This window comes from Arcobacter arenosus, assembly GCF_005771535.1.
GTDB lineage: Bacteria > Campylobacterota > Campylobacteria > Campylobacterales > Arcobacteraceae > Halarcobacter > Halarcobacter arenosus.
The window spans coordinates 143727-166997 of record NZ_VANU01000003.1 but is presented as its reverse complement, the minus strand read 5'-3'; the positions used below and the strand labels follow the sequence as shown (position 1 = coordinate 166997).

Annotated in this window: 25 protein-coding genes; 17 read left to right on the top strand and 8 right to left on the bottom strand. The window is 27.3% G+C overall.

The annotated features are described in order from the left end of the window. Positions 1-8: 8 nt before the first annotated feature. The 3 genes from fliD (at position 9) to FDK22_RS08020 (ending at position 2403) form a co-directional block, all read left to right on the top strand. Positions 9-1694 carry a flagellar filament capping protein FliD gene (gene fliD, locus FDK22_RS08030; RefSeq protein ID WP_138152405.1) on the top strand — a complete coding sequence of 562 codons (1686 nt, stop codon included), beginning with the start codon at positions 9-11 and terminating at the stop codon, positions 1692-1694. Between the two features lie 107 nt (positions 1695-1801). Further along, complete coding sequence (gene fliS, locus FDK22_RS08025; protein WP_138152404.1) at positions 1802-2158, top strand: flagellar export chaperone FliS; 357 nt, start codon at positions 1802-1804, stop codon at positions 2156-2158. Beyond that, the gene (locus FDK22_RS08020) at positions 2134-2403 is read left to right on the top strand and encodes a hypothetical protein (RefSeq protein ID WP_138152403.1); all 270 of its coding nucleotides are present in this window, start codon (positions 2134-2136) and stop codon (positions 2401-2403) included. The genes fliS and FDK22_RS08020 overlap by 25 nt, the downstream gene beginning before the upstream one ends. On the opposite strand, the gene tilS is transcribed toward FDK22_RS08020, so the two are convergent. Together tilS and rimO are read right to left on the bottom strand one after the other, a co-directional pair. Further along, entirely contained in the window at positions 2392-3366 is a 975-nt protein-coding gene (gene tilS, locus FDK22_RS08015) for a tRNA lysidine(34) synthetase TilS (RefSeq protein WP_138152402.1), read from the bottom strand. The genes FDK22_RS08020 and tilS overlap by 12 nt on opposite strands. Position 3367: 1 nt before the next feature. Next, complete coding sequence (gene rimO, locus FDK22_RS08010) at positions 3368-4720, bottom strand: 30S ribosomal protein S12 methylthiotransferase RimO (protein ID WP_138152401.1); 1353 nt, start codon at positions 4718-4720, stop codon at positions 3368-3370. Positions 4721-4842: 122 nt separating this feature from the next. On the opposite strand from rimO, the gene FDK22_RS08005 reads away from it, so the two are divergent. Then, positions 4843-5223 carry a SpoIIAA family protein gene (locus FDK22_RS08005; RefSeq protein WP_138152400.1) on the top strand — a complete coding sequence of 127 codons (381 nt, stop codon included), beginning with the start codon at positions 4843-4845 and terminating at the stop codon, positions 5221-5223. Between the two features lie 30 nt (positions 5224-5253). On the opposite strand, the gene panC is transcribed toward FDK22_RS08005, so the two are convergent. Both panC and FDK22_RS07995 read right to left on the bottom strand, forming a co-directional pair. Beyond that, positions 5254-6072 carry a pantoate--beta-alanine ligase gene (panC, locus tag FDK22_RS08000; RefSeq protein WP_138152399.1) on the bottom strand — a complete coding sequence of 273 codons (819 nt, stop codon included), beginning with the start codon at positions 6070-6072 and terminating at the stop codon, positions 5254-5256. A gap of 20 nt (positions 6073-6092) precedes the next feature. Then, entirely contained in the window at positions 6093-7052 is a 960-nt protein-coding gene (locus tag FDK22_RS07995) for an ABC transporter permease (RefSeq protein WP_138152398.1), read from the bottom strand. Positions 7053-7083: 31 nt separating this feature from the next. On the opposite strand from FDK22_RS07995, the gene acpS reads away from it, so the two are divergent. Next, positions 7084-7446: a holo-ACP synthase gene (acpS, locus tag FDK22_RS07990; protein ID WP_138152397.1), complete on the top strand. Its 363-nt coding sequence runs from the start codon at positions 7084-7086 to the stop codon at positions 7444-7446. On the opposite strand, the gene ruvX is transcribed toward acpS, so the two are convergent. Continuing rightward, positions 7443-7826, bottom strand: a complete 384-nt coding sequence (gene ruvX / locus FDK22_RS07985) for a Holliday junction resolvase RuvX (protein WP_138152396.1) — start codon at positions 7824-7826, stop codon at positions 7443-7445. The genes acpS and ruvX overlap by 4 nt on opposite strands. Positions 7827-7893: 67 nt before the next feature. Between ruvX and serB the strand changes: the two genes are divergently transcribed. The 3 genes from serB to FDK22_RS07970 all read left to right on the top strand — a co-directional run bounded on the left by serB (position 7894) and on the right by FDK22_RS07970 (position 10967). Next, positions 7894-8514 carry a phosphoserine phosphatase SerB gene (gene serB, locus FDK22_RS07980; RefSeq protein WP_138152395.1) on the top strand — a complete coding sequence of 207 codons (621 nt, stop codon included), beginning with the start codon at positions 7894-7896 and terminating at the stop codon, positions 8512-8514. A 10-nt stretch (positions 8515-8524) separates the two neighbouring features. Beyond that, entirely contained in the window at positions 8525-9520 is a 996-nt protein-coding gene (locus FDK22_RS07975) for a transaldolase (RefSeq protein ID WP_138152394.1), read from the top strand. A gap of 94 nt (positions 9521-9614) precedes the next feature. Further along, positions 9615-10967: a class II 3-deoxy-7-phosphoheptulonate synthase gene (locus FDK22_RS07970; protein ID WP_138152393.1), complete on the top strand. Its 1353-nt coding sequence runs from the start codon at positions 9615-9617 to the stop codon at positions 10965-10967. A gap of 14 nt (positions 10968-10981) precedes the next feature. Here the strand turns inward: FDK22_RS07970 and FDK22_RS07965 are convergent, their stop codons facing one another. The 3 genes from FDK22_RS07965 to tgt all read right to left on the bottom strand — a co-directional run bounded on the left by FDK22_RS07965 (position 10982) and on the right by tgt (position 12815). Continuing rightward, a complete protein-coding gene (locus tag FDK22_RS07965; RefSeq protein WP_138152392.1) occupies positions 10982-11326 on the bottom strand; it encodes an arsenate reductase family protein in 345 nt (114 codons plus the stop codon). Between the two features lie 8 nt (positions 11327-11334). Further along, entirely contained in the window at positions 11335-11625 is a 291-nt protein-coding gene (gene gatC / locus FDK22_RS07960; protein WP_138152391.1) for an Asp-tRNA(Asn)/Glu-tRNA(Gln) amidotransferase subunit GatC, read from the bottom strand. A 65-nt stretch (positions 11626-11690) separates the two neighbouring features. Next, positions 11691-12815, bottom strand: a complete 1125-nt coding sequence (gene tgt, locus FDK22_RS07955) for a tRNA guanosine(34) transglycosylase Tgt (protein ID WP_138152390.1) — start codon at positions 12813-12815, stop codon at positions 11691-11693. Positions 12816-12954: 139 nt separating this feature from the next. Here tgt and FDK22_RS07950 point away from each other — a divergent pair, with 139 nt between their 5' ends. The 9 genes from FDK22_RS07950 (at position 12955) to FDK22_RS07910 (ending at position 23265) form a co-directional block, all read left to right on the top strand. Next, complete coding sequence (locus FDK22_RS07950) at positions 12955-13854, top strand: PhnD/SsuA/transferrin family substrate-binding protein (protein ID WP_138152389.1); 900 nt, start codon at positions 12955-12957, stop codon at positions 13852-13854. Further along, entirely contained in the window at positions 13854-15425 is a 1572-nt protein-coding gene (locus FDK22_RS15835) for a HAMP domain-containing sensor histidine kinase (protein ID WP_228711665.1), read from the top strand. The genes FDK22_RS07950 and FDK22_RS15835 overlap by 1 nt, the downstream gene beginning before the upstream one ends. After that, complete coding sequence (locus FDK22_RS07940) at positions 15412-16278, top strand: response regulator transcription factor (protein WP_138152388.1); 867 nt, start codon at positions 15412-15414, stop codon at positions 16276-16278. Before FDK22_RS15835 ends, FDK22_RS07940 begins: the two co-directional genes overlap by 14 nt. 135 nt (positions 16279-16413) lie before the next feature. Next, positions 16414-17700 (top strand): diguanylate cyclase, encoded by a 1287-nt coding sequence (locus FDK22_RS07935; protein WP_138152387.1) that lies wholly within the window; start codon positions 16414-16416, stop codon positions 17698-17700. 5 nt (positions 17701-17705) lie between these two features. Beyond that, on the top strand, positions 17706-19094 hold the full coding sequence (locus FDK22_RS07930) for a TolC family protein (RefSeq protein WP_138152386.1): 1389 nt from the start codon (positions 17706-17708) through the stop codon (positions 19092-19094). Further along, positions 19081-19977, top strand: a complete 897-nt coding sequence (locus tag FDK22_RS07925; RefSeq protein WP_138152385.1) for a PhnD/SsuA/transferrin family substrate-binding protein — start codon at positions 19081-19083, stop codon at positions 19975-19977. The genes FDK22_RS07930 and FDK22_RS07925 overlap by 14 nt, the downstream gene beginning before the upstream one ends. After that, complete coding sequence (locus FDK22_RS07920; protein WP_138152384.1) at positions 19967-21568, top strand: HAMP domain-containing sensor histidine kinase; 1602 nt, start codon at positions 19967-19969, stop codon at positions 21566-21568. The genes FDK22_RS07925 and FDK22_RS07920 overlap by 11 nt, the downstream gene beginning before the upstream one ends. Before the next feature lie 3 nt (positions 21569-21571). After that, positions 21572-22420 (top strand): hypothetical protein, encoded by an 849-nt coding sequence (locus FDK22_RS07915; protein ID WP_138152383.1) that lies wholly within the window; start codon positions 21572-21574, stop codon positions 22418-22420. After that, a complete protein-coding gene (locus FDK22_RS07910) occupies positions 22417-23265 on the top strand; it encodes a hypothetical protein (RefSeq protein WP_138152382.1) in 849 nt (282 codons plus the stop codon). Before FDK22_RS07915 ends, FDK22_RS07910 begins: the two co-directional genes overlap by 4 nt. Positions 23266-23271 lie beyond the last annotated feature (6 nt).

The window sequence follows — 23271 nt, the reverse complement described above, 5'->3', positions numbered from 1 at the left end:
GGTTTATTATGGCTGATGGTATTTTAGGACTTGGAAGTGGACAAGCCTCAACACTAAACCAAGAGTTAATTGATAAATTAAAAGATGCAGAAAGAAAATCAACAGTTGAACCTATTGAAAATAGACTTGATGCTATTACAAGGGTTGCAAGTGAAGATGGTGAAACTAGTGACGGTGAAAAACTTAAATTAGCTGCTATTACTGCTAAGGCAAATGAACTTTTAGAGGCAGTTGAGCCTTTTTACCAATTTACAAGTTCAGGAACTACAGTTTTTGATTTAAAATCGGCTAATACAACAGGAACATCTGTAGTTTTTGATGCAGCAAGTGAAAGTTCACTTAATACAGGTTCAACAATTGTAAAAGTTGATCAATTAGCAACAAGAGATGTTTATCAATCTGTATTAATTAATAGTGCAAATCTTGAAAATGATATAAATGATGGTGAATTAACTATTGCAATTGCAGGTGATGATGGATTATTTTCTGAAAATTATACTTTTAATACAGCTAACAAAAATTATGAAGAGTTAGTTACAGAGATTAATTATAATGCAAATATTACTGCATCATTAGAAAAAGTTAGTGATGATTCATATAGAATTGTTATAAAAAGTGCAAATTCAGGTGAAGCAAATGCTTTAAAAATTTCTCAAAGTACTTCACAAAGTTTAGGATTTGGAACTACAAGTACAGCTGCAAATAGTTATACATCAACAGATATCCCAAGTACTGGTTCAATAGTTATAGATGGTGAAACTTTTACATTAGATGGAACTACTGAAAGTTATCAAGATTTAGCTACTAAAATTGACGCTAGTGCTACATTTAATGCATCTTATGAAAATGATAAACTTATTATTAGTAGAGTTGATGGCGCTGAAGTTTCAGTTACACAAGATGATTTTAATTTTGGTCTTGCCTCAAGTAAAAATGGGCAAACTATCCAAGCTCAAAATCTAAATGCAACTGTAAATGGAGTTGAATATGATATTTCTTCAAATGTAATTACAGTTGATGGGGGATTAAAAATAACTGCTGTTGAAGCAAATGACCCAAATGACCCAAACGATTATTCAACTATTTCTATTGAAGAAGATTCAACATATGTAGAGACTTACCTACAAAACTTCGTGAATAAATATAATGAATTAGTTGAGTTAGTAAATACAGAACTTTATAGTGCTGATTCACCTATGAGAGACACTGATTCATTAAGAACTATGATGGAAAGTATTAAAGATAAAATTTTCAAAAATTATGGTGAAAATGGTGAATTTAATATTTTTAATCTAGGATTAGATCTTGATAAATCAGGTACTTTATCAGTTGATACTGAAAGATTAAATGAAGTTATTGCAGATGATTATGAAAGTTTGAAAAGTTTATTTTTTGATTCTTATGGAAAAGATGCAAATGGTGAATCTCAGACTATAATGGGTTTAGGATCTGAACTTAAAGAGTATATTGATGCTTTAGATGGATTTGAGGGTATACTTTATACTTATGAAGAGCGTCTTACTGAAAGACAAGAAACCTTAGAAGAGGAAAAAGAAAAAGCTGAAAAAGCTTTAGAGAGTAAATATTCTTTATTAGCACAACAGTTTGCTTCTTATGCAACCATAATAACACAAATGGAATCTTCATTCTCAGGTTTAAGTCTAATGATAGAACAATCAGTAGCAAGTAACTAAAAATTATAAAGTCAATACTCATTCGTAGTATTGGCTTTTCTTTCATAACTTTCTTTAAGTAAAGATATAATATACTTTTCCTCAAATGAATTAATTGGAGTTAATATATGGGAATTGAAGCCTATCAACAACATAATGCAGTATCTGATGACCCTTATGTATTGGTACTTAAACTTTATGAAGGTTTATTAAAGTATCTTTCATTTGTTAAAGCATCTATGGAAAGTGGAGATATTGAGTCTAAATTTACATATATAAATAAATCTGTTGCAATTTTTGATGAGCTTAGAAATGTTTTAGATTTTGATGGTGGAGATGTAGCATATTATCTTGATGGTTTATATCTTTATCAAATTGAAACTCTATTTAGTGCAGGTATTGATGATAACGTTAATTCTATCAATCAAGTTATGAAAGTTGTTCAAGGTTTGATTGACGCATGGAAAGAAGAGACTGGTCTTTAAAAGCTCTAGAAGAATTAATTTATCTTGATTCTCTAGATAACGAAGAAAGGGCTCAAGCCCTAGTTAGATGGTATAACAAATATCTAACTGAAACAAAAATAACTGACTTTGACTTAGAACATGATGATTTACTTAGATTATCAGAACTTTTTTATAAAAATATAGACTTCTTAAAAAAACACAAAGAAAATGTTAGACAAACAATGGTTGAAAATAGAAAAATGAAAAGGTTTTTAAATAACTAAATCTTCAAGCAAATTTTCTTTAAAAATATAAGCTCTTGTGTTCTTTGGAATATGTTTGATTCTACATTTTTCTTTAAATTTTTTTGGCATTATTTCTTTGATATATGGACAAATATAAATAAAATCTTCATTTATTGCAATAGAAATTTCATGGGAAATAACACACTCTTTTTGTTTTAAAATTTCATCTTTTGATGCTTTAGAAAGTAATATTCCTCTTCTTTTTAAACTTTTATCAATGGTTCTAATATCTATATTAAAATCCTTTGAAGATTTAAATATTTCAAGCTCTTTTTTTTGAAAAACTAATTCTTCTTTATATAATGAGTCTTTATCTTTTTTAAGATATTCAAAACTCTTTTTTACACCATCTTTATACTCATCTAAGAACTTATTTGAATAGTTTTTTCTAAAATAGTTTCTTTTATATTTAGTATCTATATTACTTTCATCAATGAAATATTTTATTTTATTTTCTTCTAAAAAGTTTAAAATTTCATCCCTTGATATATTCAGCATAGGCTTTATTATTTGATAGCTCTTTCGTATACTAAACTCTTCAAATGATAAAAGTTCTACCAATCCAGCACCTTTAGAAAATTGCATTAAAAACCATTCTAATTTATCATTTAATTGGTGGGCGGTAATTAAACTCTCATAAGAGTTTTGTTCAATAATTTCATCAAAAAAAGCATATCTTAAATCTCTAGCTTTTTTTTCAAAATTAGATGATATTTCCTCTGTGATATCTTTTATAAAAACTTCTTTTTTGTATTTTTCTCCAAGTTGTTTTGCATATAAAATTTCTTTCTTAGATTGTTCTCTAATATTATAATTAACAATTGCAATATCAAAGGGGATATTGTTTTTTAGAAGTAGAAAAAATAAAGCTGAGGAATCAACACCTCCACTAAAGGCTAGTAGGTTTTTTTCAGTGTTGATTTTTGAAATTTGAAGATTCATCTTATGCAATTACAGTTGCTAGTAATTTATCTCCAACAAGTTCAGTAACTTTTACAGTATATTTGTGTCCAAATTTTAACTGTTGTTGTTCACCATTTTCTTCAAAAAGTTCATTATCATTGATATAAATCTCTCCATCAATGTCAGGTGCCCAAAGTGTTTTTCTTGCACTTAATAAGTACTCATGCTCTTGGCTTTCTCCATCAATATAAACTTCAAACTCTTTTCCTACATCCTTTTCTAAAGATTCTTGAGTAGTTTTAGAAATAATTTCACCTAAGGCTTCAGCTCTACTATCAATTAGTTCTTGTGGAATTTTTTCTTCAAGGCTAGCTGCACTTGTTCCCTCTTCATCAGAATATGAAAACACATTTGCTCTGTCAAATTTGAACTCTTCTAAATATTTACATAAGATTTCAAAATCTTCTTGTGTTTCACCTGGATGACCTGCAATAAAAGTTGTTCTAACAAAAGAGTTTGGCTTTGATTTCATATGATTCATTAGTTCATTTAATTGTTCAACACCTTTTCCTCTTTTCATAATTTTAAGCATTGAGGGTGTAATGTGTTGTAATGGCATATCAAAATAGTTTACAAACTTTTTAGAATCTGCAATTTTATCAATTAATGATAATGTTGTAGTTGAAGGATAAAGGTATAAAATTCTTGCAGTTTTAACACCATCAATTTTTTCAACCTCTTCAATTAGTTGCTCTAAACCATCTTTAATCCCCAAATCTCTTAAAAATGATGAAGAGTCTTGTGAAACAAAAGAGAAATCACTATATCCATTTGATACAAGGTTTTTAACCTCTTTTACTAAAGATTCTAAAGTTCTTGAGTGTAATTTCCCTTTAAATGATGGAATTGCACAAAATGAACAACTTTGATTACACCCCTCACTTAGTTTTACATATGCATGGTAAGAAGAACCAGTAATAACTCTATCATTCTCTTCATTTAATAAAAATACTTCATCTGTAAAGGCACTTCTTTTTTCATTAACTAGGGTATCAATTTTGTCATAATCCCCAACACCAGTGAAAATATCAATTTCAGGTAACTCCTTTTGAAGCTCCTCTTTATATCTTTCACTTAAACAACCAGCCATTACTAAAACTGATTCCTCTTTTCTTTCATCATGGAGATTTAAAATTGTATTGATACTTTCCTCTTTTGCACTATCAATAAATCCACATGTATTTACAATAATAACATCAGCGTTTGAAGCATCATTTGTAATTTCATATTCTTTTAATTTACCTAACATAATCTCTGAGTCTACTAGGTTTTTTGTACAACCTAGACTTACAAGGTGTAAAGATTTAGTTGGTTTATCTGTTGTAAATTTCATAAATAAAATATTGCCTTAATTTTTTCGCAATTTTATCATATTTTTTTAATGTATAAGTTTATATAAAAAATTTACTACTTTAGATATAATTAGATAAAGAAAAAACTAATAGGGAGGACGTTATGAAATCATATAAACATGGCCTTAGTATTGGTATAAATAGAGTTGATAATGAGTTTTTTTTATTTTTAAAAGCTATTGGCAAATTAAGTCACGAGGATTATGAAAAAATTAATCCAATGATTGATAATGCATTGCTTGGGATAAAGGAAGCAAAGATAAAAGCTTTAATTGATGCAACACAGTTAGAAGGTTGGGAATTAAGAGCTGCTTGGGATGATTTTAAACTTGGATTAAAACATGGTAGTGAGTTTGAAAAAATTGCAATTTATGGAAACGAAAAGTGGCAAGAGTATATTTCAAAAATTGCTTCTTGGTTTATAAGTGGAGAAGTGAAGTTTTTTGAAAATGAAGATGAAGCTATTAAATGGCTAAAAAATTAACTATTAAAGAAAACTCTTAAGGAGTTTTCTTTAAAGCCAGATATTATCTAATAATCTAGTATTGCCAAATCTTGCAACAACTAAAATTATACTATTTCCCCTTTGAATAGTTTTTATCTCATTAAATTCTCTATCTACTATTGCCACATACTCAACATCAAGTTTTTCCATAACTTCATAGATTCTATCTTTGATAACATTTACATCAAAGACATTTTTTGCAATTAATGAAGCGGCACTATAAAGTGATTTTGAAATTAAAAGGGCATCTTTTCTTTGGGTTTCATCCAAATAAACATTTCTAGAGCTAAGTGCTAAGCCATCAGATTCTCTAACAATATCACATGCAATTATATTAATTGGCAAAAATAGATTTTTTACCATTTGTTGTATTAAACTTAATTGTTGCGCATCTTTTTTCCCAAAGTATGCATTTGTTGGTTGTACTATTCCAAATAGTTTTAAAACCACTTGTAAAACACCATCAAAGTGCCCCGGTCTACTTTTACCCTCTAATATAAAGCTTTTATTTGGTGCTTTAATTAAAACCTCTTCTTCTCTATACATAGTAGAGATTTCAGGCATAAAAAGATAATCTACTTTGCACATTTCACAAATTTTTTTATCCGCCTCAGTGCGTCTAGGATAGGCATCTAAATCCTCCCCTGGTAAAAACTGTGTAGGGTTTACAAAAATTGAAACTACTACAATCTCATTTTCTTCTCTTGCTTTTTTTATTAAAGAGATATGGCCATTATGCAATGCACCCATTGTTGGTACAAAACCAACAGTACCATTTATATTTTTTCTAATCTCTTGCAGTTGCTCAACTGTCTTAATTATAATCAACTATTTTCCTCAAAATAAATTTATTTCCCATCATAATTTGGGTTTAATTTTAATAAAACTAAATCTGCTAGCATATTTCCTAGCAGTGTTAAAAATGCACCAATTATCAAAATCCCCATAATAACTGGATAATCATGACTTAAGGCACTTTGATAAAATAATAATCCCATCCCATCAATTGAAAAAATTGATTCCAAAATTACTGATCCACCAATAATTCCTGGAAGTGAAAGTCCAAGTAGGGTTATAACAGGAGGGTATAAATTTGGTAAAATATAATATCTTAAAATTTTTTTATTATTTAATCCCCTAGACTTTGCAAAAAATATATAATCTGATTTTAATATTTCGATAGTAAGTGACCTAATATATAAAACTAAACTTCCAATGCCACCAAATACTATTATAAAAATTGGTAAAATCAAATGCCATGCAAAATCCAAATAATAAGTCAAGCTTCCATCATTTGGTACTGAATGAAGTCCTGCAATTGGCAAAACTTCAAAGTTTATGGCAAAGACTAAAACCAAAAGTAGTGCTAGATAAAATGATGGCATCGAAAAACTTAAAAGTGATAATTGTCCAATTCCTCTATCTAATTTACTATCTTTATTAAGTGCTGCTTTTATTCCAAGATATAAAGAGATGATAAATATTAAAAACATTGAAATTATATTTATAGTTAAAGTAATTGGAATTCTATCAAGAATCTCATTTTTAACCATCTCTCCACTTGCAAAGGAGATACCAAAATCAAGTTGAATTATAGCTGCTATCCAAGAGAAAAACTGAATATATAAAGGTTTATCTAGACCATAAATAGCTTTTAATTGCTCAATTGATTCTTCTGTAATATTAGGATTTAATTCCCCACTTGCAAAAAACGAATTAGGTGCAAGATGAATAGCCAAAAAAGAAATAAGGCTAATAATAAATAACATGATGATAAGGTATAATACTTTTCTAATAAATAAATTCATAAAGCAGATTATACAAAAAGACAGGTTAATAATGATTGGAATAGATGTAACTTCAATAAATAGAATAAAAAATATGTATGAAAAGTTTGGTTTAAAAGCTTATCAACGGTTTTTAGATGAGGATGAGATACAATTAATCAAACGACCTGAGACTGCTGCAGGTTTTTGGGCTGCAAAGGAAGCAGCAAGTAAAGCTATTGGTACAGGGATTGGGAAAGAATGCTCTTTTCATGATATAAAAATAAAAAAAGATAAAAATGGTGCTCCTAAAATCAAATATAAAAAAGAGATTCGAAAAAAATTTAATATAAAAAAATCATACCTATCAATAAGTCATGATTCAGATTTTGCAATAGCTGTAGTTAATATAGAAAAAAAGAGTAAAAAAAGTTAACTTTTTTTAGATAAAAACCTTTCAAGTATTATTTTTGCAGCTAGGGAGTCTACTCTTCCATCTCTTTTGTATTTTATCTCACCTTTCATCATCTCTTCTGCTTCAATAGAACTCATATTTTCTTCTTGAAACTCATAGGGAATTTCAAGTTCAAGCAGTTTTACAAAGTGAGCAACTCTTTTTTGCATATCAGGACTTGCACTAGGAAATCCAACAATAAGTTTTTCTATTTCCCACTCTTTTAAAAAACTATTTACATCATTGGCTGCTTGGTTTCTATTTTTTCTTAAAATGGCATTTTGGGGTGTAACAATTGTACCTGTAAGAGATATGGCAACACCTATTCTTTTAAGTCCAATATCAATGGAAGCTAGCTTCAAATAGGATCCTTTAGATAAATTTAGATACTATTATACCTTTAAAAAAATAAATCTAGGAAAACTTAGTATGAAATTAGCTGTTTTTGATTTTGATTCAACACTTATGGATGGTGAAACTATCGATTTTTTAGCAAAGCCTTTAGGTCTTGAAGAAAAAGTTGCGAGTATTACTGAAAAAGCAATGGCTGGAGAACTTGATTTTTTTGAGTCTTTAGTTGAAAGGGTATCTTTATTAAAAGGTTTAGAGTATTCTAAAGCTGTAGAGATTTGTAAAGATTTACCTTTAATGCCAGGTGCTTATGAATTAATTAGTGAACTTAAAAAACAAGATTATAAAGTAGTTTGTTTTTCAGGTGGTTTTAGAATTGGAACCTCACCAGCTAAAGAAAAATTAGGTTTAGATGCAGATTTTTCAAATATTTTACACGAAAAAGATGGGATTTTAACTGGTCTTGTTGGTGGAGATATGATGTTTGGTTTTTCTAAGGGTGATATGATTCAAAGGGTTCAATCAATGCTTGGTGTATCAAAAGAGAATACGCTAGTTGCTGGGGATGGGGCAAATGATGTTTCGATGTTCCCATATGCATCAAAAAGAGTTGCATTTTGTGCAAAAGATATTTTAAAAAAAGAGGCTAATATAATTGTTGATGAAAAAGATTTAACAAAAATATTAGACTATATATAGGAGATAAAATATGAGTTTAAAAGAGGATATAAATTTTTCATTATGGTGTGATTTTATAGAAAGAGATTTCTTAGAAAATAGATTTCAGGCTCTTATTAAAGATGAAGTTATTCATGGTGCAACATCAAATCCTGCAATATTTGAATCTTCAATTACAAACTCTGTTGCTTATGGACAACAGTTTGAAATGTTAAAGGCTAATGAGCCAAAAGTTATTTATGAAGAGCTTGCAATAACAGATATTAAAAGAGCGGCAGAACTATTAAATGACCTTTATTTAGATAATACTAATGATGGATTTATCTCAATTGAAGTGGATCCTGCTTTATGTGATGACGCAAAGGCAACTATTGAAGAGGGTATGAGATTAAATTCTCAAATTGGTGCTGAAAATGTGATGATTAAAGTTCCAGCAACTAAAGCTGGGTATGAAGCTATGAGAGAATTAACAAGTGCAGGAATTCATGTGAATGCTACTTTGATATTCTCACCAGAACAAGCAAGAGAGTGTGCAAAAGCTTTAAACGAAGGGATAAAAGCATCAAATAAAGATATTAAAGCAGTTATCTCTGTATTTGTTTCTAGATTTGATAGAATGTGTGATTCTGAATTTAGGGCAAAGGGTCTAAAAACAGGAAAACTTGGAATTGTAAATGCAGCTAAATGTTATCATGAAGTTGAAAGATTTGCTAATGAAAATATTAGAACTTTATTTGCAAGTACAGGTGTAAAAGGTGATGACTTACCAGGAAGTTATTATGTAGATAGTTTAATCTATCCAAATTCTGTTAATACTGCTCCTTTAGCGACAATTGATGAGTGGATTGAAAATGGTTCAAAAGAGCCTAGTGAAATCATTACAGAAAGTGAATGTGATGAGTTTTTTAAAACAATAAAATCAAGTAAAATTGATATCGAAGCTGTTTACGAGCAACTATTAAATGATGGGCTTGAGTCATTTAAAGATTCTTTTAAAGACCTATTACAAAAACTTCAAAAAAATTAATTAATAAAACCCAAGGCCAAGCTTTGGGTTTAGTACTATTTAGCTTAAGAATATTTTAGATAAAATCATCCCTATTTAAAAATAAGGATAAGCTATGAATACTTGGAATCCTAGCTCTTGGAGAGATTTTCCAATTAAACAACAACCAACATATACAGATTTAGAGAAACTTGCTAAAGTTGAAAAAGAACTAGCAACATATCCTCCACTTATTTTTGCTGGAGAGGCTGAAACTTTAAAATCAAAACTTGCAGATGTAGTTAGAGGTGATGCTTTTTTACTTCAAGGTGGAGATTGTGCTGAATCTTTTAATGCTTTTGATGCAAATAATATAAAAGATTTATTTAAAGTAATGATGCAAATGGCAGTTGTTTTAACTTTTTCTGGTGGAAAACCAGTTGTAAAAGTGGGAAGAATTGCAGGACAATTTGCAAAACCAAGATCTGCAGATTTTGAAGAGATAAATGGTATTGCCTTACCTTCATATAGAGGTGATATTATCAATAATGTAGATTTTACTCAAAAAGATAGAACACCAAAAGCAAAAAGGCTTTTAAAAGCTTACAATCAAAGTGCTGCAACATTAAACTTACTTAGAGCCTTTGCAAGAGGTGGAATGGCTGATTTACATAAAGTTCATGCATGGAATTTAGATTTTGTAAAAGATAATGCCCTTGGTGAAAAATATGACCAATTAGCAGCTAAAATCTCTGAAACTTTAAAATTTATGGAATCGTGTGGAATCACTAGTGAAAATACAGCTCAATTAAGAGAAACAGTGCTTTATACTTCTCATGAGGCTTTATTATTAAATTATGAAGAAGCTCTTACAAGAAAAGATTCATTAAGTGGTAAATGGTATGATTGTTCTGCTCACATGTTATGGATTGGAGATAGAACAAGACAATTAGATGGTGCACATTTAGAATATTTTAGAGGTATAAATAATCCAATTGGTTGTAAAGTTGGACCATCTATGCAAGAGGATGAATTAATTGAATTAATTGATGCATTAAATCCAGAAAATGAAGCAGGAAGATTAAATCTTATTGTTAGAATGGGACATGATAAAATTGCTGATAAATTTCCAAATCTTTTAAAAAGAGTAAAAGAAGAGGGTAAAAATGTAGTTTGGTCATCAGACCCTATGCATGGAAATGTTGAAAAAGCTCCAAATGGATATAAAACAAGAGATTTTGATAATATTTTAAGTGAAGTAAAGCAGTTTTTCCAAATTCATAAAGCAGAAGGTACAGTTGCGGGTGGTATTCACCTTGAAATGACTGGGCAAAATGTAACAGAGTGTACTGGAAGTAAAAGTTCAGCGATTACAGCAGATGGGCTTCCTAGTAGATACCATACCCAATGTGATCCAAGGTTAAATGCAGATCAATCATTAGAGTTAGCATTTATGATAGCAGAGACTTTAAAAGAAGCTAGAAAATAAAACATATAAAGAGACTATAAAAAAGTCTCTTTATAAAGTTCTTCATTCCAAGCAACTAAAACCTTATCATCATATTCAATTACTGGTCTTTTAAATAGCATAGGTTCTTTTACCAACCATTCAAATTTACCATTTTCATCAAGATTAAGTTCTTTTAATCCTAGGTTTTTATATTTTGTACCTTTTGAATTAAATAGAATATTTATATCTGCTTTTTGTGTCCAAGTTTTTACTTTTTCTTCACTTGGTGTTTCTTTTTTAAAATCAAAAAAATCTACTTCTATATTATTGTCTTTAAAAAACTTTAGTGCATTTCTAACACTACCACATGTTTTAATTCCATAAACAGTAATATTCATTTTTAGGCCTATTCTATAATTTTAGGTACTATAAAATACCCTTCTTCACTTTTTGGGGCATGTTTTAAAATATGCTCAGACATCTCTAAATCTTGTTTAGATTCATCTTCCCTTAATGGGGTACCACCCTCAATCGTACTAAATGTAGCTTCAATATCTGATACATCAATCTCGTTTAAGTTTTCAACAAAATTAATAATATCAGCAAGTTCTGATTTTAAACCCTCTTTTTTAGAATCATCAATCTCCAAACTTGAAAGTTTTGCTAATTTATCAATTAACTTATCATCAACTGTCATTATGTTCCTTTATACTTCTTAAGTATTAAAATGGCTAATATTTTATCGAAAAAGAGATTAAAGCTTTAATTTACGCCTCTTTTTAAATAAAATTCTTTTTTAAATTCATCCCACTTATTTGCTAAAATTGCAGCTCTTGCTTGTTTCATTAAGTTTAAATAGTAATGGATATTGTGTAATGATGCAAGTCTAAAATATGTAATCTCTCCTGCTCTAAATAAATGGTTCATATATGCTCTTGTAAAGTTTTGACAAGTATAGCAACTACACTCTTCATCAATTGGCTTTTCATCCTCTTTAAAGCTTGCTTTTTTGATATTTACCCTTCCAAAACTAGTAAATAGTGTTCCATTTCTTGCATTTCTTGTAGGCATTACACAGTCAAACATATCAACACCACGCTCAATATTTTCTATTAAATCTTCAGGTGTTCCAACTCCCATAAGATATCTTGGCTTATTTTCTGGCATAAATTGCGTTGTCCATTCAACTGTATCATACATATCTTGGTTTGGTTCACCAACACTTAGTCCACCAATTGCAAAACCATCGAAATCCTCTAAAGCACAAAGTTGTTCGGCACTCATTTTTCTAAACTCTTTATCTGTACCACCTTGGATTATTGCAAAAATATTTTGATTTACCCCAATACCTTTTTCTTGTTGACTTTTATGGTATTCAATTGCTTCTTTCGCCCATTTTGTTGTTCTTTCAATAGATTTTTGAATTCTTTCTTTTGTGTTTGGAAGGGCAACTAAATCATCTAAAATCATCATAATATCACTTCCTAAATCATACTGTGTATCAAGTACACTTTGAGGAGTGAAATAGTGTTTACTTCCATCAATATGTGATTTAAACATGATTCCATTTTCATCGGGCTTACTATTATCACTTAGAGAAAATGCTTGAAATCCACCACTATCTGTTAAAAATGAGTTAGGAAATTTCGAAAATCCATGAAGTCCCCCAAATTTTTTTATTAGTTTACTTCCTGGTCTTAGATAAAGATGATAAGTATTTCCAAGTATAATTTTTGCTCCTAAGCTCAACATATCATTGGCATCAAGAGCTTTTACTGTTGCTTGTGTTCCTACTGGCATGAAAACTGGCGTTTCTATTGTACTATGAGCTGTTTTTATTGTACAAGCTCTTGCTTTATTTGAAGTTGCATCAATATTAAATTGCATTAATTTTATCCCTTATTATAAAAAAATATTATATCGAATCTTCAATTTAAAAATTATTTCACTACATAAATAATATATGAATGAATATTTATAATCTCAAAAATGTTATAATTTTTTCTAAAATGAATAAAGAGAAGAGATGAAAATAATTAGAGTTTTTTTAATAATAATTTTTTTAAATATATTTTTGTCTGCCTCTGAAAAAATCGATTACTTATATTATGCTAATATTGGCATCTCAAATGAAGCAGGGATTTTATCAAAATTTAAAGATAGAAATGTTGCATTAAACTCGTGGGTAACAGAACTTGCAGAATTCGAAAAAATGAAAATAAATATTAATATTTATTATGAAAAAGAAAAAATTCTAAAAGATTATAAAAATAAAAAACTGGACACAATTATTTTAGATGCCCTTACTTATTATAGAAATAAAGATTTATTAGATCCTTTAACATACAAAAAATGGGGAGTTTCTTTAAGTAAAAAGAAAAGGTCAAGATATTATCTTATAGCAGATGGTGAAAAAAAACTAAAAGGTTTTAAAGACTTAAAAAATAAAAAACTAGTTTTAAAAAGTGAAGATAAAAATGCAAATGTTTGGCTTGAAAAAAACTCTTTAACTATAAATAAAAAATCATCAAAAAAACTTTTAGAAGAATTAAAGAAAGAGAAAAATGATAGAAGAGTTGTTTTTAGTGTGTTTTTTGGAAAATCAGATTATGGAATTATTACAAAAAGAGCTTGGGATGTTATAGTTAGTTTTAATCCTGCAATTAAGAAAAAAGTAAAAATAATCGATATGTCAGATGAGATTTTTTTTGATAATTTAGCTATGTATTCAAAAACTTCTGATGCTACATCAAGGGAATTTTTCTTAACAAAAGGTGCTAATCCTCAAGAATTAAAATCAAAAAAAGCATTAAGATTAATTAATCTTTTAAAAATCGATTCGATTTTTATAATTGAAGATGAGAGTTTGAAAGATTTAAATAAATTTTTCAAAGAGTATTTTGAATTAGAAAAGAGATATAACTGATGAGATCAACTTTATTTCTTAAAATCTTTGTACTAATATTTTTTACAATGACTATAATTTTTGTATTTTTTACTTATCAATTTATTTTTACCCAAAAAGAATCTATTTTAGGTGCTCAACAAATAAAAGCAAAAAGTATTGCACAAAATATTTATATCTCAAATAGTGATGCTATGGTAGTTGAGGATGAGATTACCCTTTTGGAATCAGTACAAGACTTTGTTTCATTAAATGAGGATTTAGAATCTATTACAATTACAAGGGAAAAGGGAAGTAGAATAATTGTAAAAAAAGACAATTGGAGTTTAGTAGAAAGAGAGCAGTTAGGCAATGTAAATATTGCGAGGGATTTTTCATATTCAATTTTTGATTCAGACGAATATAATAAAAAGATTTTTAAATATATTTTTCCAGTATATTTTAATGATATTATTTGGGGGGATTTGATTTTAGAATTAGATTTAGTGGAATACCAAAAACAAGTTGAGAATATTGATAATAATGCTATAACTTTAGGTGTAATTTTACTTTTCACCTCTTTGCTTATTTCATATACTTTAGCAAAAATGATTACAGCACCTATCATCCAGTTTAACTCTATTACGGAAGAGATATCAAAGGGTAATTTATCTATGAAACTTGATATTAAAACTAATGATGAGATAGGAAAATTAGCCCAAAATTTTAATAAAATGGTTACTGCATTAAATGAGACTCAAAAAAGATTAAGGGAGTCCCATTCAAAATTAGAAGAGAGGGTTGAACAAAGAACAAAAGAGCTTAATGATTTAAATGAAAATCTAGAAAAAAGGGTTGATTCTGAGATTAGAAAAAGACAAGAACAAGAGCAGTTGTTGATACAACAATCAAAACTTGCTTCTATGGGTGAGATGATTGGAAATATCGCACATCAATGGAGACAACCTTTAAATGCATTAAGTTTAGTGATGCAAAATGTTCAGCTTGCATATGAATTAAATGAGTTAGATGATGAGTTTATGGAAAAATCAGTAAAAAAAGTAAATCTTCTGGCTAATAATATGTCAAAAACAATTGATGATTTTAGAAACTTTTTTAAACCTAATAAAGAAAAAGAGGTTTTTGTTTTAAATGATATTGTTAAAAAAACCTTAGATATTGTTGATTCAACCTTTGAACATCATAATATTAAGATAATACAAAAATTTGAGAGTAAAATTAAAGTATTTGGTTTTTCAAATGAGTTTTCTCAAACTATTTTAAATATTATGAATAATTCAAAAGATGCTTTTAGTGAAAACTCAATACCTAATGCAAAAGTCACTATTACAGTAAAAAATGATAAAGATTATGGAATCGTTTCTATTGAAGATAATGCAGGAGGAATTCCACAAGATATCATAAATAAAGTTTTTGAACCATATTTTACTACAAAAGAAGAGGGTAAAGGAACTGGTATTGGATTATATATGTCAAAAATTATAGTTGAACAAAATATGGAGGGTAAATTAAGCGTAAGAAATATTGAAAATGGGGCGCAGTTTATCGTTAAAATACCACTATATAAGGAATTTAAAATTGAAAAAAGTTGATAAAAGTCTATTTGAAAATTTAACAGTTCTTTATGTAGAAGATGATGATATGACAGTTGAGGAGATTAGTTTTTTTCTTAAAAAATATGTAAAAAAACTTCTTATTGCTAAAAATGGCCAAGAGGGAATTGATTTATTTAAAGCTCACAAGCCTAATATTGTGATTTCTGATATACAAATGCCTATTAAAAATGGTTTAGATATGTGTGAAGAGATTTTAAAAATTGAAGAAGATTTCCCTATAGTTTTAACAAGTGCATATAGTGATGGTGATTATTTAATAAAGGCAATTGAACTTGGAATTGAAAAATACCTTTTAAAACCAATTAATATGATTGAAATGTTAGCTGTAATTCAAAAATCATTAAACCTAGGCAAGCAAAATAAGCTATGTGATGACTTTGATGATTATGTGCAGTTTTTACTTGATAGTAATCCATCTTTTATGTTTATTCTTCATGGGGAAGAGATTGAATATGCAAACAAAAATTTTTTAAAGCAATTAGGTCATGAGAATATAAATTCATTAAAAGAAGCAAGTAAGTTATGTAAAGATATTTTTACCCTTGAAAATTTAGAAGAAGATGAAAACTGGATTGATTATATTGTTAAAAATAGCGATAAAAGTCATTTAATATCAGTAAAAAAAACTGGACATAATCTAAAAAGTGAATTTTTTGTTACCCATAAGTATTTTAAAAGTACAAATAAAAGTGTTCTTATTTTTATAGATACCCAAGAACAGAAATTAAAAAAAATTGAAAATATTACAAATCAGATATTGAATAAAAATTTAGAAAAAAAAGATTATATAAATGGTTTAGAAAAAATAAATAAAATTTGTGCTTTATAAAAATAACATGAATGTAATATTGTAAACATCTATTATAAAATTATTTAATATAAAATAAATTAAAAAAATAATAAACTTATGATAATCAGTAGTTTCAATTTTGAAAATACAAGATAAAAATTTAGGATAAATTTTATGAAAAAGTTAAATAAAGATTTACTAGAATCTCTAACTGTACTCTATGTTGAAGATGAAGAGATGATAAAAGAAGAGGTCTCTTTTTTCTGTAAAAGATTTATTCCAAATTTTCATGTTGCTTCAAATGGTCTTGAGGGTATAGAGGTTTATAAAAAGATTAACCCTGATGTAATAGTTACAGATATACAAATGCCTAAAATGAATGGTATTGATATGTTAAGGGAACTTAAAACTACAACACCCGTTATTATTACCACTGCTTTTTCTGATATAGAATATTTTTTATATGCAATAGAACTAAAAGTTAATAAATTTATAATAAAACCAGTTGATTTAAAAGAGTTACTTACAAATATTCAAGAATCAGTTGTAAGTAAAAGATTACAAGATAGATTATTTGAAAAAGAGAATGTACTTAAAATTTTAGATGAAAACGTATTGATGTCAGTTACAGATAAAGATGGTAACATAATTGATGCAAGTAGTATTTATTGTGAATTAATTGGTTACACAAAAGAGGAACTAATTGGCAATACTCATAGTATACTTAGACATGAAGATACCCCAGATGAATTTTATAAAGAAATGTGGGAAGAGATAAAAAAAGGGAAGATATTTAAATCTGAAATTAAAAACAGAAAGAAAAACCAAGAAGAGTTTTGGTCAAATTTAACAATCACACCTGTTTTAAATCAAGAGGGTGAAATAGAAAACTTTTTAGCTATTAGAGAAGATATTACAAATAAGAAAAAACTAGAACAATTAGCTATTAAAGATGAAACAACAGATATTTATAATAGACGATATTTTAATACAATTATTGAAAAAGAAAATAGAAGATTAACAAGGGAAAAAACAACTCTTTCTTTAGCGATTATTGATGTGGATTATTTCAAAAGCTATAATGATACCTATGGACATCCAAAGGGTGATGAAGCTTTAGTTGCAATTGCAAATGTTTTAAAACTTAAATCTTCTAGGGCTAGTGATTATGCCTTTAGACTTGGGGGAGAAGAGTTTGGACTTATATTTACTAGTAACAGTGTTGAAGAGTCTTTTCAGTTTTTAGAATCTATTATAGAAGAGATAGAGTCTTTAAAAATTGCCCATGAAAATAGTTTATGCAGTGAATATGTAACTATTTCAGCAGGTTTAATTATTGTAAATTCTGAAAAGTTATTAGATTCAAAAGATATGTATAGATTAGCCGATAAAGCTTTATATGAAGCAAAAGAAAATGGAAGAAATCAAGTAGTTTTATCTAGTTTCAATAAGAAGGATTAATTAGAATGTTTAAAAATCTAGTTCTAGTAAGTTTGCTAGTGGGAAGTTTATGTGCAAACGAGGTGAGCGTAAATCTTGATAAAGCGATTGAAACTGCATTAAAAAATAATGCATTAAATAGAATTTCAAAATTAAATTTAGATATTGCAAAAGCTCAATATGAGCAAGCCTTAAGTGCAAACTATCCAAGTATAGATGCCATTTTATACGTGAATAGAGATAGTAAAGATACTATTTATCAGCAAAGAGGGGAATTTAATCTTCCTGCTGACATGGTTGCTTTATTAACTCCATTTGGCTTAAGCTCTACTACTATTAATGCTGATATTGATACTATTGCAAAAGGTAGAGATACCATTAGAGGTCAAGTTGAAGTTAATTATCCTATTTTTACAGGTGGCAAAATCTCAGCTATTATTGAACAAGCTAGATTAAATAAAGAGGTTAAAAAACAAGCAATAGTAAGGGAAAAAGCAAATGTTGTTTATGATATTAAAAAGTATTTTTATGGATATATTCTTACAAATGAGTTATATACTTTAATAGAAAGTATTTACAAAAATATGGAGTTTAGTAGAGATATAACTAAAGAGTTTTTAGAAAATGGTACAGAACTAAAAATTAATAGAAGTGATTATTTAAATATTAAACTTTTAACATCAATGATTAAATCAGCTTTGTCAACTATTGAATTAAATAAAGAGATGTTAAGATCAGCTTTAGCAAATACTATGGGGTTAAAACATGATGATGTTTTAAAAATTGAATACAACCAACAAGAAATTTTAAAAAGCAATAGACAACTTCAGGACTTAGTAAAAAAAGCTTCTTCATTAAACCCAGAGATTAATACTATAAATATTGCTTTAAAAATAAAAGATGAACAAATAAAAGAATCAAAATCTGATTATTACCCAATGGTTAATCTTTTTGGAAATGTAAGTCATACATATAACTCATATGAATATGGGTATCTAAATGAAGATGATGAAAATAGATGGAGTTTAGGACTTGCTGTTAAAATGTCTTTATTTAATGGTTTTAAAACTACAAATGAAGTAATGGAGAAAAAACTAGATAAAAAAGTTATGAATGAACAAAAACTTCTTTTAGAAGAAGGAATCGCCTTACAACTTAAAAATGAGTTTTTGAAAAGCTCAATTGGATATGAACAAGTTCAAACTTTAAAGGATGCAGTAAATACTGCAATTGAAAGTAGTGATATGAACTTTAAAGGATACCAATATGAAATGGTTGAAGCTGAAGATTTAGTTAAATCTCAATTAATGGAAGTGTATGTTAAATCTGCATATTTAAAAAGTGTTCATGATTATATGCTTTCTTTAGCTACTATTGATAAACTTGTTGGAAGCAAGGTAGATGAAAACTTTTAGACTATTTTTTCTATTGTTTCTGGCATTGTTTTTAAATGCAGATGAATTTATAGATAAAAATTATAGTCTAGCTTGTACAATACATAGCTTTGATAAAGTTCAGCAAAATAAAATAAAAAGTTCAGTTTATAAGGTTGAAACTTTATTAGCTGAAGTTTTAAGAAATGAGCTTGAAGTAAATATAGAATTTTTTGATAGTGAAGATGAAATGCTTAAATCTTATATAGAATACAAGAGATTTAATAATGCAGTTTTCTATCTTAACTATTATCTAAAAAATAGAAAAATAATAGATAAGTATACTAAAGAATATTTTGCATTTTCTTCTAAAGATAAATTTCATAGTTATGTACTTTTAGCTAATAATGAATCAAAAATTAAATCTATAAAAGATATCAAAAATAAAGTCTATGTAAATTTTTTAGGTGATGATAATCTTCATACATGGTTAGATTATAAAAGTTTAGAAAAATTTAAAAAACCATATAAATCTTTAGTTAAAGAACAAGTTAATGTAAAAAAGGCAAGTAGAGCAATTTTGAATTTATATTTTAATAAAGCAGATTTTACGGTAGTGAAAAAAAATGTTTTTGATAATATGGTTAAGCTGAATCCTGCTTTGAAAAAAAGATTAAATATAATTGATGAATCAAAAAAAATATTTTTATATGGGGTTGGAGCTTTTCATAAAGATACACCTAATGAAGTCACAGAAAAATTTTTTAAATATACTGAAAATCTTAAAATTATGAAGAAGTTGGAGTACATTTATAGGTTGTTAGATCAATCTTCTTTAGAAAGAATTACTAAAGAAGAAATGAAAGATATGGTAAACTTTTTTGAAGAATATGAGTATTTGAAAAAGAGGTATAATGTTAATTAGAAGTAATAAAATATTTATTAAAATATTTGTAACAATGTTTATTTCTATAATGTTCTTTACTACTATATATTCTATATATACCCTATCAAAGCAAAAATCACAAATTCTTAAAGCTTTAGATACTCAAGCATCAAATATGTCAAAAATGCTTATTTATATCTCTTCTGATGCAATTATTTTAAATGATGGTTCTATTATTGTTGAAGTTTTTGATAAGTTTCTAAATCAAAACTCAATGGTTGAAGAGCTGATTTTTTCTAGAAGCACTGGGGATTCATATGTTGTTAGAGACAATAACTGGAGCTATGAAGAAAAACTTCATGAGATTTATGATAATAAGAATTCTAATGAAAGTTCCTATAAAATCGTTTATTCCGAAAATTTAAAAAAAGATGTTTTTTTATATAACTATCCTATTTTTTTATCAAATACAAAATGGGGTGAATTACATATGAGCCTCTCTTTAGCGGAGTACAATTCAAATTTAAAGAATATGTACCTTGAGTTTATTGCTTTTTTTATCTTTAGTGTTTTAACAATTATTATTGTTTCATATCTTATTGCAAAAAAACTTTCAATGCCAGTTATAAAATTAAATAAGGTTGCAAAAAAGATTAAAAAAGGGAATTTAGAACTTAGAAGTGATTATAAATCAAATGATGAATTAGGTGAACTCTCTACAAGTTTTAATGAGATGATTGCAACAATTGAAAGATCGCAAAAAGCTTTACATAAATCTAGGGAAGATTTAGAAATTAAGGTAAAAGATAGAACTTTAGAGTTGTATGAAACAAATAAAGAACTTGAAGATAAAACTAAAGCTTTAGAGGAATTAAATAGAAGTCTTGATTCTAGGATAAAAGAGGAACTTAAAAAAAGAGAGAAACAAGAAGAGCTAATGATACAGCAATCAAGACTAGCTGCAATGGGTGAGATGATTGCAAATATTTCACATCAATGGAGACAACCATTATCTGCAATTACAACATCAGCTTCAGGAATTAGATTAGAAAAAGAGTTTGGAATGTCTGATGATGAAAGGGAATTAGACAAACTTGATACTATTGTAAAAACTTCTAATTATTTATCTAAAACAATAGATGATTTTAGTAATTTCTTTAGACCAAATAAAACAAAACAAGAATTTGATATTGAAATTGAACTTGATAGGGCTTTAACTTTAGTTGGGGCAAGTTTAAAATTTAACTATATTGAAGTAAAAAAAGAGTTTGAAAAATGTGGTAAAGTTTATGGTCTACCAAATGAATTTTCACAAGCTGTTATGAATATTTTAACCAATGCAAAAGATATTTTAGTTGAAAGAAAAATAGATAATCCACTTGTTACTATTAGAATTTATGAGGAAGACAACTGTGGAGTTTTAGAAATAGAGGATAATGGTGGAGGAATCGATACTGAGGTTTTACCAAAAATATTTGAACCATACTATACTACAAAACACCAATCCCAAGGGACAGGAATTGGTCTTTATATGTCAAAAGTAATTGTTGAACAGAATATGCAAGGGAAATTAACGGCTAAAAATATTAATGATGGCGTTATCTTTACTATAAAAATACCAATGGTATAAAATATGTTTAAAAAAATATTTTTAAGTTTATTACTTTTATCTTTTTACTTAAATGCTAAAGATAAAATAGCTCTTGGTTTATTGTATGGAGATATACATTTCTCAGAAAAAGAAGTAAAACTAGGTGCAAAACTTTGGCTTAAAAATATTGAAAAACTAAATCTTGGTGTGGAATTAGAGGTATTTTTTTATGAAAATAAAGAGGATGTATTAAAAGATTATAAAGACAAAAAAATTACTAATATTATTACAACGGGGACCTTCTTTTTTAAAAATAAAGAGTTTCTTGAAAAATACTCTAAATACAAATGGGTATTAAGTAGGGATAAACTTAAATTTATAGAGTATTATATGATTAAAAATAAAGAGTCAGATTTTGATATTAAAGGTTTTAAAAATATAAAGGTTTCCTATAAAAACGATTTAGAAAAAGTTTGGGCACATAGTGTATTAAGAAAAGAAATAGAAAATAAAAAAAGTAAAATTAATTATATACAAAAGGAAACAGAAAAGATTGTAGCTTTAGATGCATTTTTTCATAAAGATAAAGTAGTAGTAATACCAAAAGAGATATATGAACTTATGTTGCAGTATAACTCACAATTTAAAAATAAAACAGAAATTGTTGCAAAATCCCCTAAAATATTTTTTAGGGCTATAGGTTTTACAAGAGATGGAGTAGGAGAAACTTTGGACAAAATATATAAAGATATAAATGATAAAATCAACAATAATAGAGTGGATTTAAGTGTCTTATCTTATGTACAAATTCAAAATGTTTTTTTAATAGAGAATAATGAGTTAGAAGAGTTAGGGGTTTTATATAAAAATTATGGTGAGGTTTTAAAATGAAAATACTAATTTTAATTGGATTAATCATATCTTTTTCTTTTTTAAATGCCAAAGATGATGTTATTAATATGGGTATTTATCCTGAAGGTATTTTTATTTCTAAAAAACAAGCAATGGTTGCTGCTAAAATTTGGAATACAAAAGTCAATAATGATAATAGATACAAAAATGAAGTGATTCTTAAAATCTATGATGACTTTGATGAAATGATAAATCTATATGATAATAAAAAGTTATATTCAATAATTATAACTCCAGGAAAATATTATTCAAATAAAGAAAAACTTGACAAAATCACTTATTTAAAATGGGGTTTTATTAGAGGTGAAAACACTTTTTCAAAATTTTATTTAATAAAAAACAAAAATTTCAAAGATGATATAAAAAATGTAAAAAATTTAACAATTTTATATAAAGAAGAGATGGCTAAAAATTGGGTTGAGTATTATACTTTAAAAAATAATATAAAAAATATAGATTTTAAAAAAATTGAAAAAGATAATAAATTGGTTTTTAATGTTTTTTTTAAGAACGAATTTTCTGTTGTAAGGCAAGAACTGTATGATACTATGGTTAAATTAAATCCTCAAATAAAAACAAAAGTTGAGATTATAAAAGAGTCTAATAAAATATTTCCAGTATCTATGGGATTAGATAGAAAAGATTTTGCTGAAAAATATATTTATATACATGATAATATAAAAAAAGATATAAATGAAAATAATATTCAACTTGAAAGTTTTAAACATGTTGATGTAAATGGTATAAAAGTTTTAACAGATCATGAGCTAAAGCCTCTTGATGAATTTTATAAAGATTATTTGAAAATTATAGGAAAAAACTAATCAAAT

Bases quoted from the DNA above. Each gene is read 5' to 3' on its own strand.
- fliD (WP_138152405.1), top strand. From the start codon at position 9: ATGGCTGATGGTATTTTAGGACTTGGAAGTGGACAAGCCTCAACACTA.
- fliS (WP_138152404.1), top strand. From the start codon at position 1,802: ATGGGAATTGAAGCCTATCAACAACATAATGCAGTATCTGATGACCCT.
- FDK22_RS08020 (WP_138152403.1), top strand. From the start codon at position 2,134: ATGGAAAGAAGAGACTGGTCTTTAAAAGCTCTAGAAGAATTAATTTAT.
- tilS (WP_138152402.1), bottom strand. From the start codon at position 3,366: ATGAATCTTCAAATTTCAAAAATCAACACTGAAAAAAACCTACTAGCC.
- rimO (WP_138152401.1), bottom strand. From the start codon at position 4,720: ATGAAATTTACAACAGATAAACCAACTAAATCTTTACACCTTGTAAGT.
- FDK22_RS08005 (WP_138152400.1), top strand. From the start codon at position 4,843: ATGAAATCATATAAACATGGCCTTAGTATTGGTATAAATAGAGTTGAT.
- FDK22_RS07995 (WP_138152398.1), bottom strand. From the start codon at position 7,052: ATGAATTTATTTATTAGAAAAGTATTATACCTTATCATCATGTTATTT.
- acpS (WP_138152397.1), top strand. From the start codon at position 7,084: ATGATTGGAATAGATGTAACTTCAATAAATAGAATAAAAAATATGTAT.
- serB (WP_138152395.1), top strand. From the start codon at position 7,894: ATGAAATTAGCTGTTTTTGATTTTGATTCAACACTTATGGATGGTGAA.
- FDK22_RS07975 (WP_138152394.1), top strand. From the start codon at position 8,525: ATGAGTTTAAAAGAGGATATAAATTTTTCATTATGGTGTGATTTTATA.
- FDK22_RS07970 (WP_138152393.1), top strand. From the start codon at position 9,615: ATGAATACTTGGAATCCTAGCTCTTGGAGAGATTTTCCAATTAAACAA.
- FDK22_RS07965 (WP_138152392.1), bottom strand. From the start codon at position 11,326: ATGAATATTACTGTTTATGGAATTAAAACATGTGGTAGTGTTAGAAAT.
- gatC (WP_138152391.1), bottom strand. From the start codon at position 11,625: ATGACAGTTGATGATAAGTTAATTGATAAATTAGCAAAACTTTCAAGT.
- tgt (WP_138152390.1), bottom strand. From the start codon at position 12,815: ATGCAATTTAATATTGATGCAACTTCAAATAAAGCAAGAGCTTGTACA.
- FDK22_RS07950 (WP_138152389.1), top strand. From the start codon at position 12,955: ATGAAAATAATTAGAGTTTTTTTAATAATAATTTTTTTAAATATATTT.
- FDK22_RS15835 (WP_228711665.1), top strand. From the start codon at position 13,854: ATGAGATCAACTTTATTTCTTAAAATCTTTGTACTAATATTTTTTACA.
- FDK22_RS07935 (WP_138152387.1), top strand. From the start codon at position 16,414: ATGAAAAAGTTAAATAAAGATTTACTAGAATCTCTAACTGTACTCTAT.
- FDK22_RS07930 (WP_138152386.1), top strand. From the start codon at position 17,706: ATGTTTAAAAATCTAGTTCTAGTAAGTTTGCTAGTGGGAAGTTTATGT.
- FDK22_RS07925 (WP_138152385.1), top strand. From the start codon at position 19,081: ATGAAAACTTTTAGACTATTTTTTCTATTGTTTCTGGCATTGTTTTTA.
- FDK22_RS07920 (WP_138152384.1), top strand. From the start codon at position 19,967: ATGTTAATTAGAAGTAATAAAATATTTATTAAAATATTTGTAACAATG.
- FDK22_RS07915 (WP_138152383.1), top strand. From the start codon at position 21,572: ATGTTTAAAAAAATATTTTTAAGTTTATTACTTTTATCTTTTTACTTA.
- FDK22_RS07910 (WP_138152382.1), top strand. From the start codon at position 22,417: ATGAAAATACTAATTTTAATTGGATTAATCATATCTTTTTCTTTTTTA.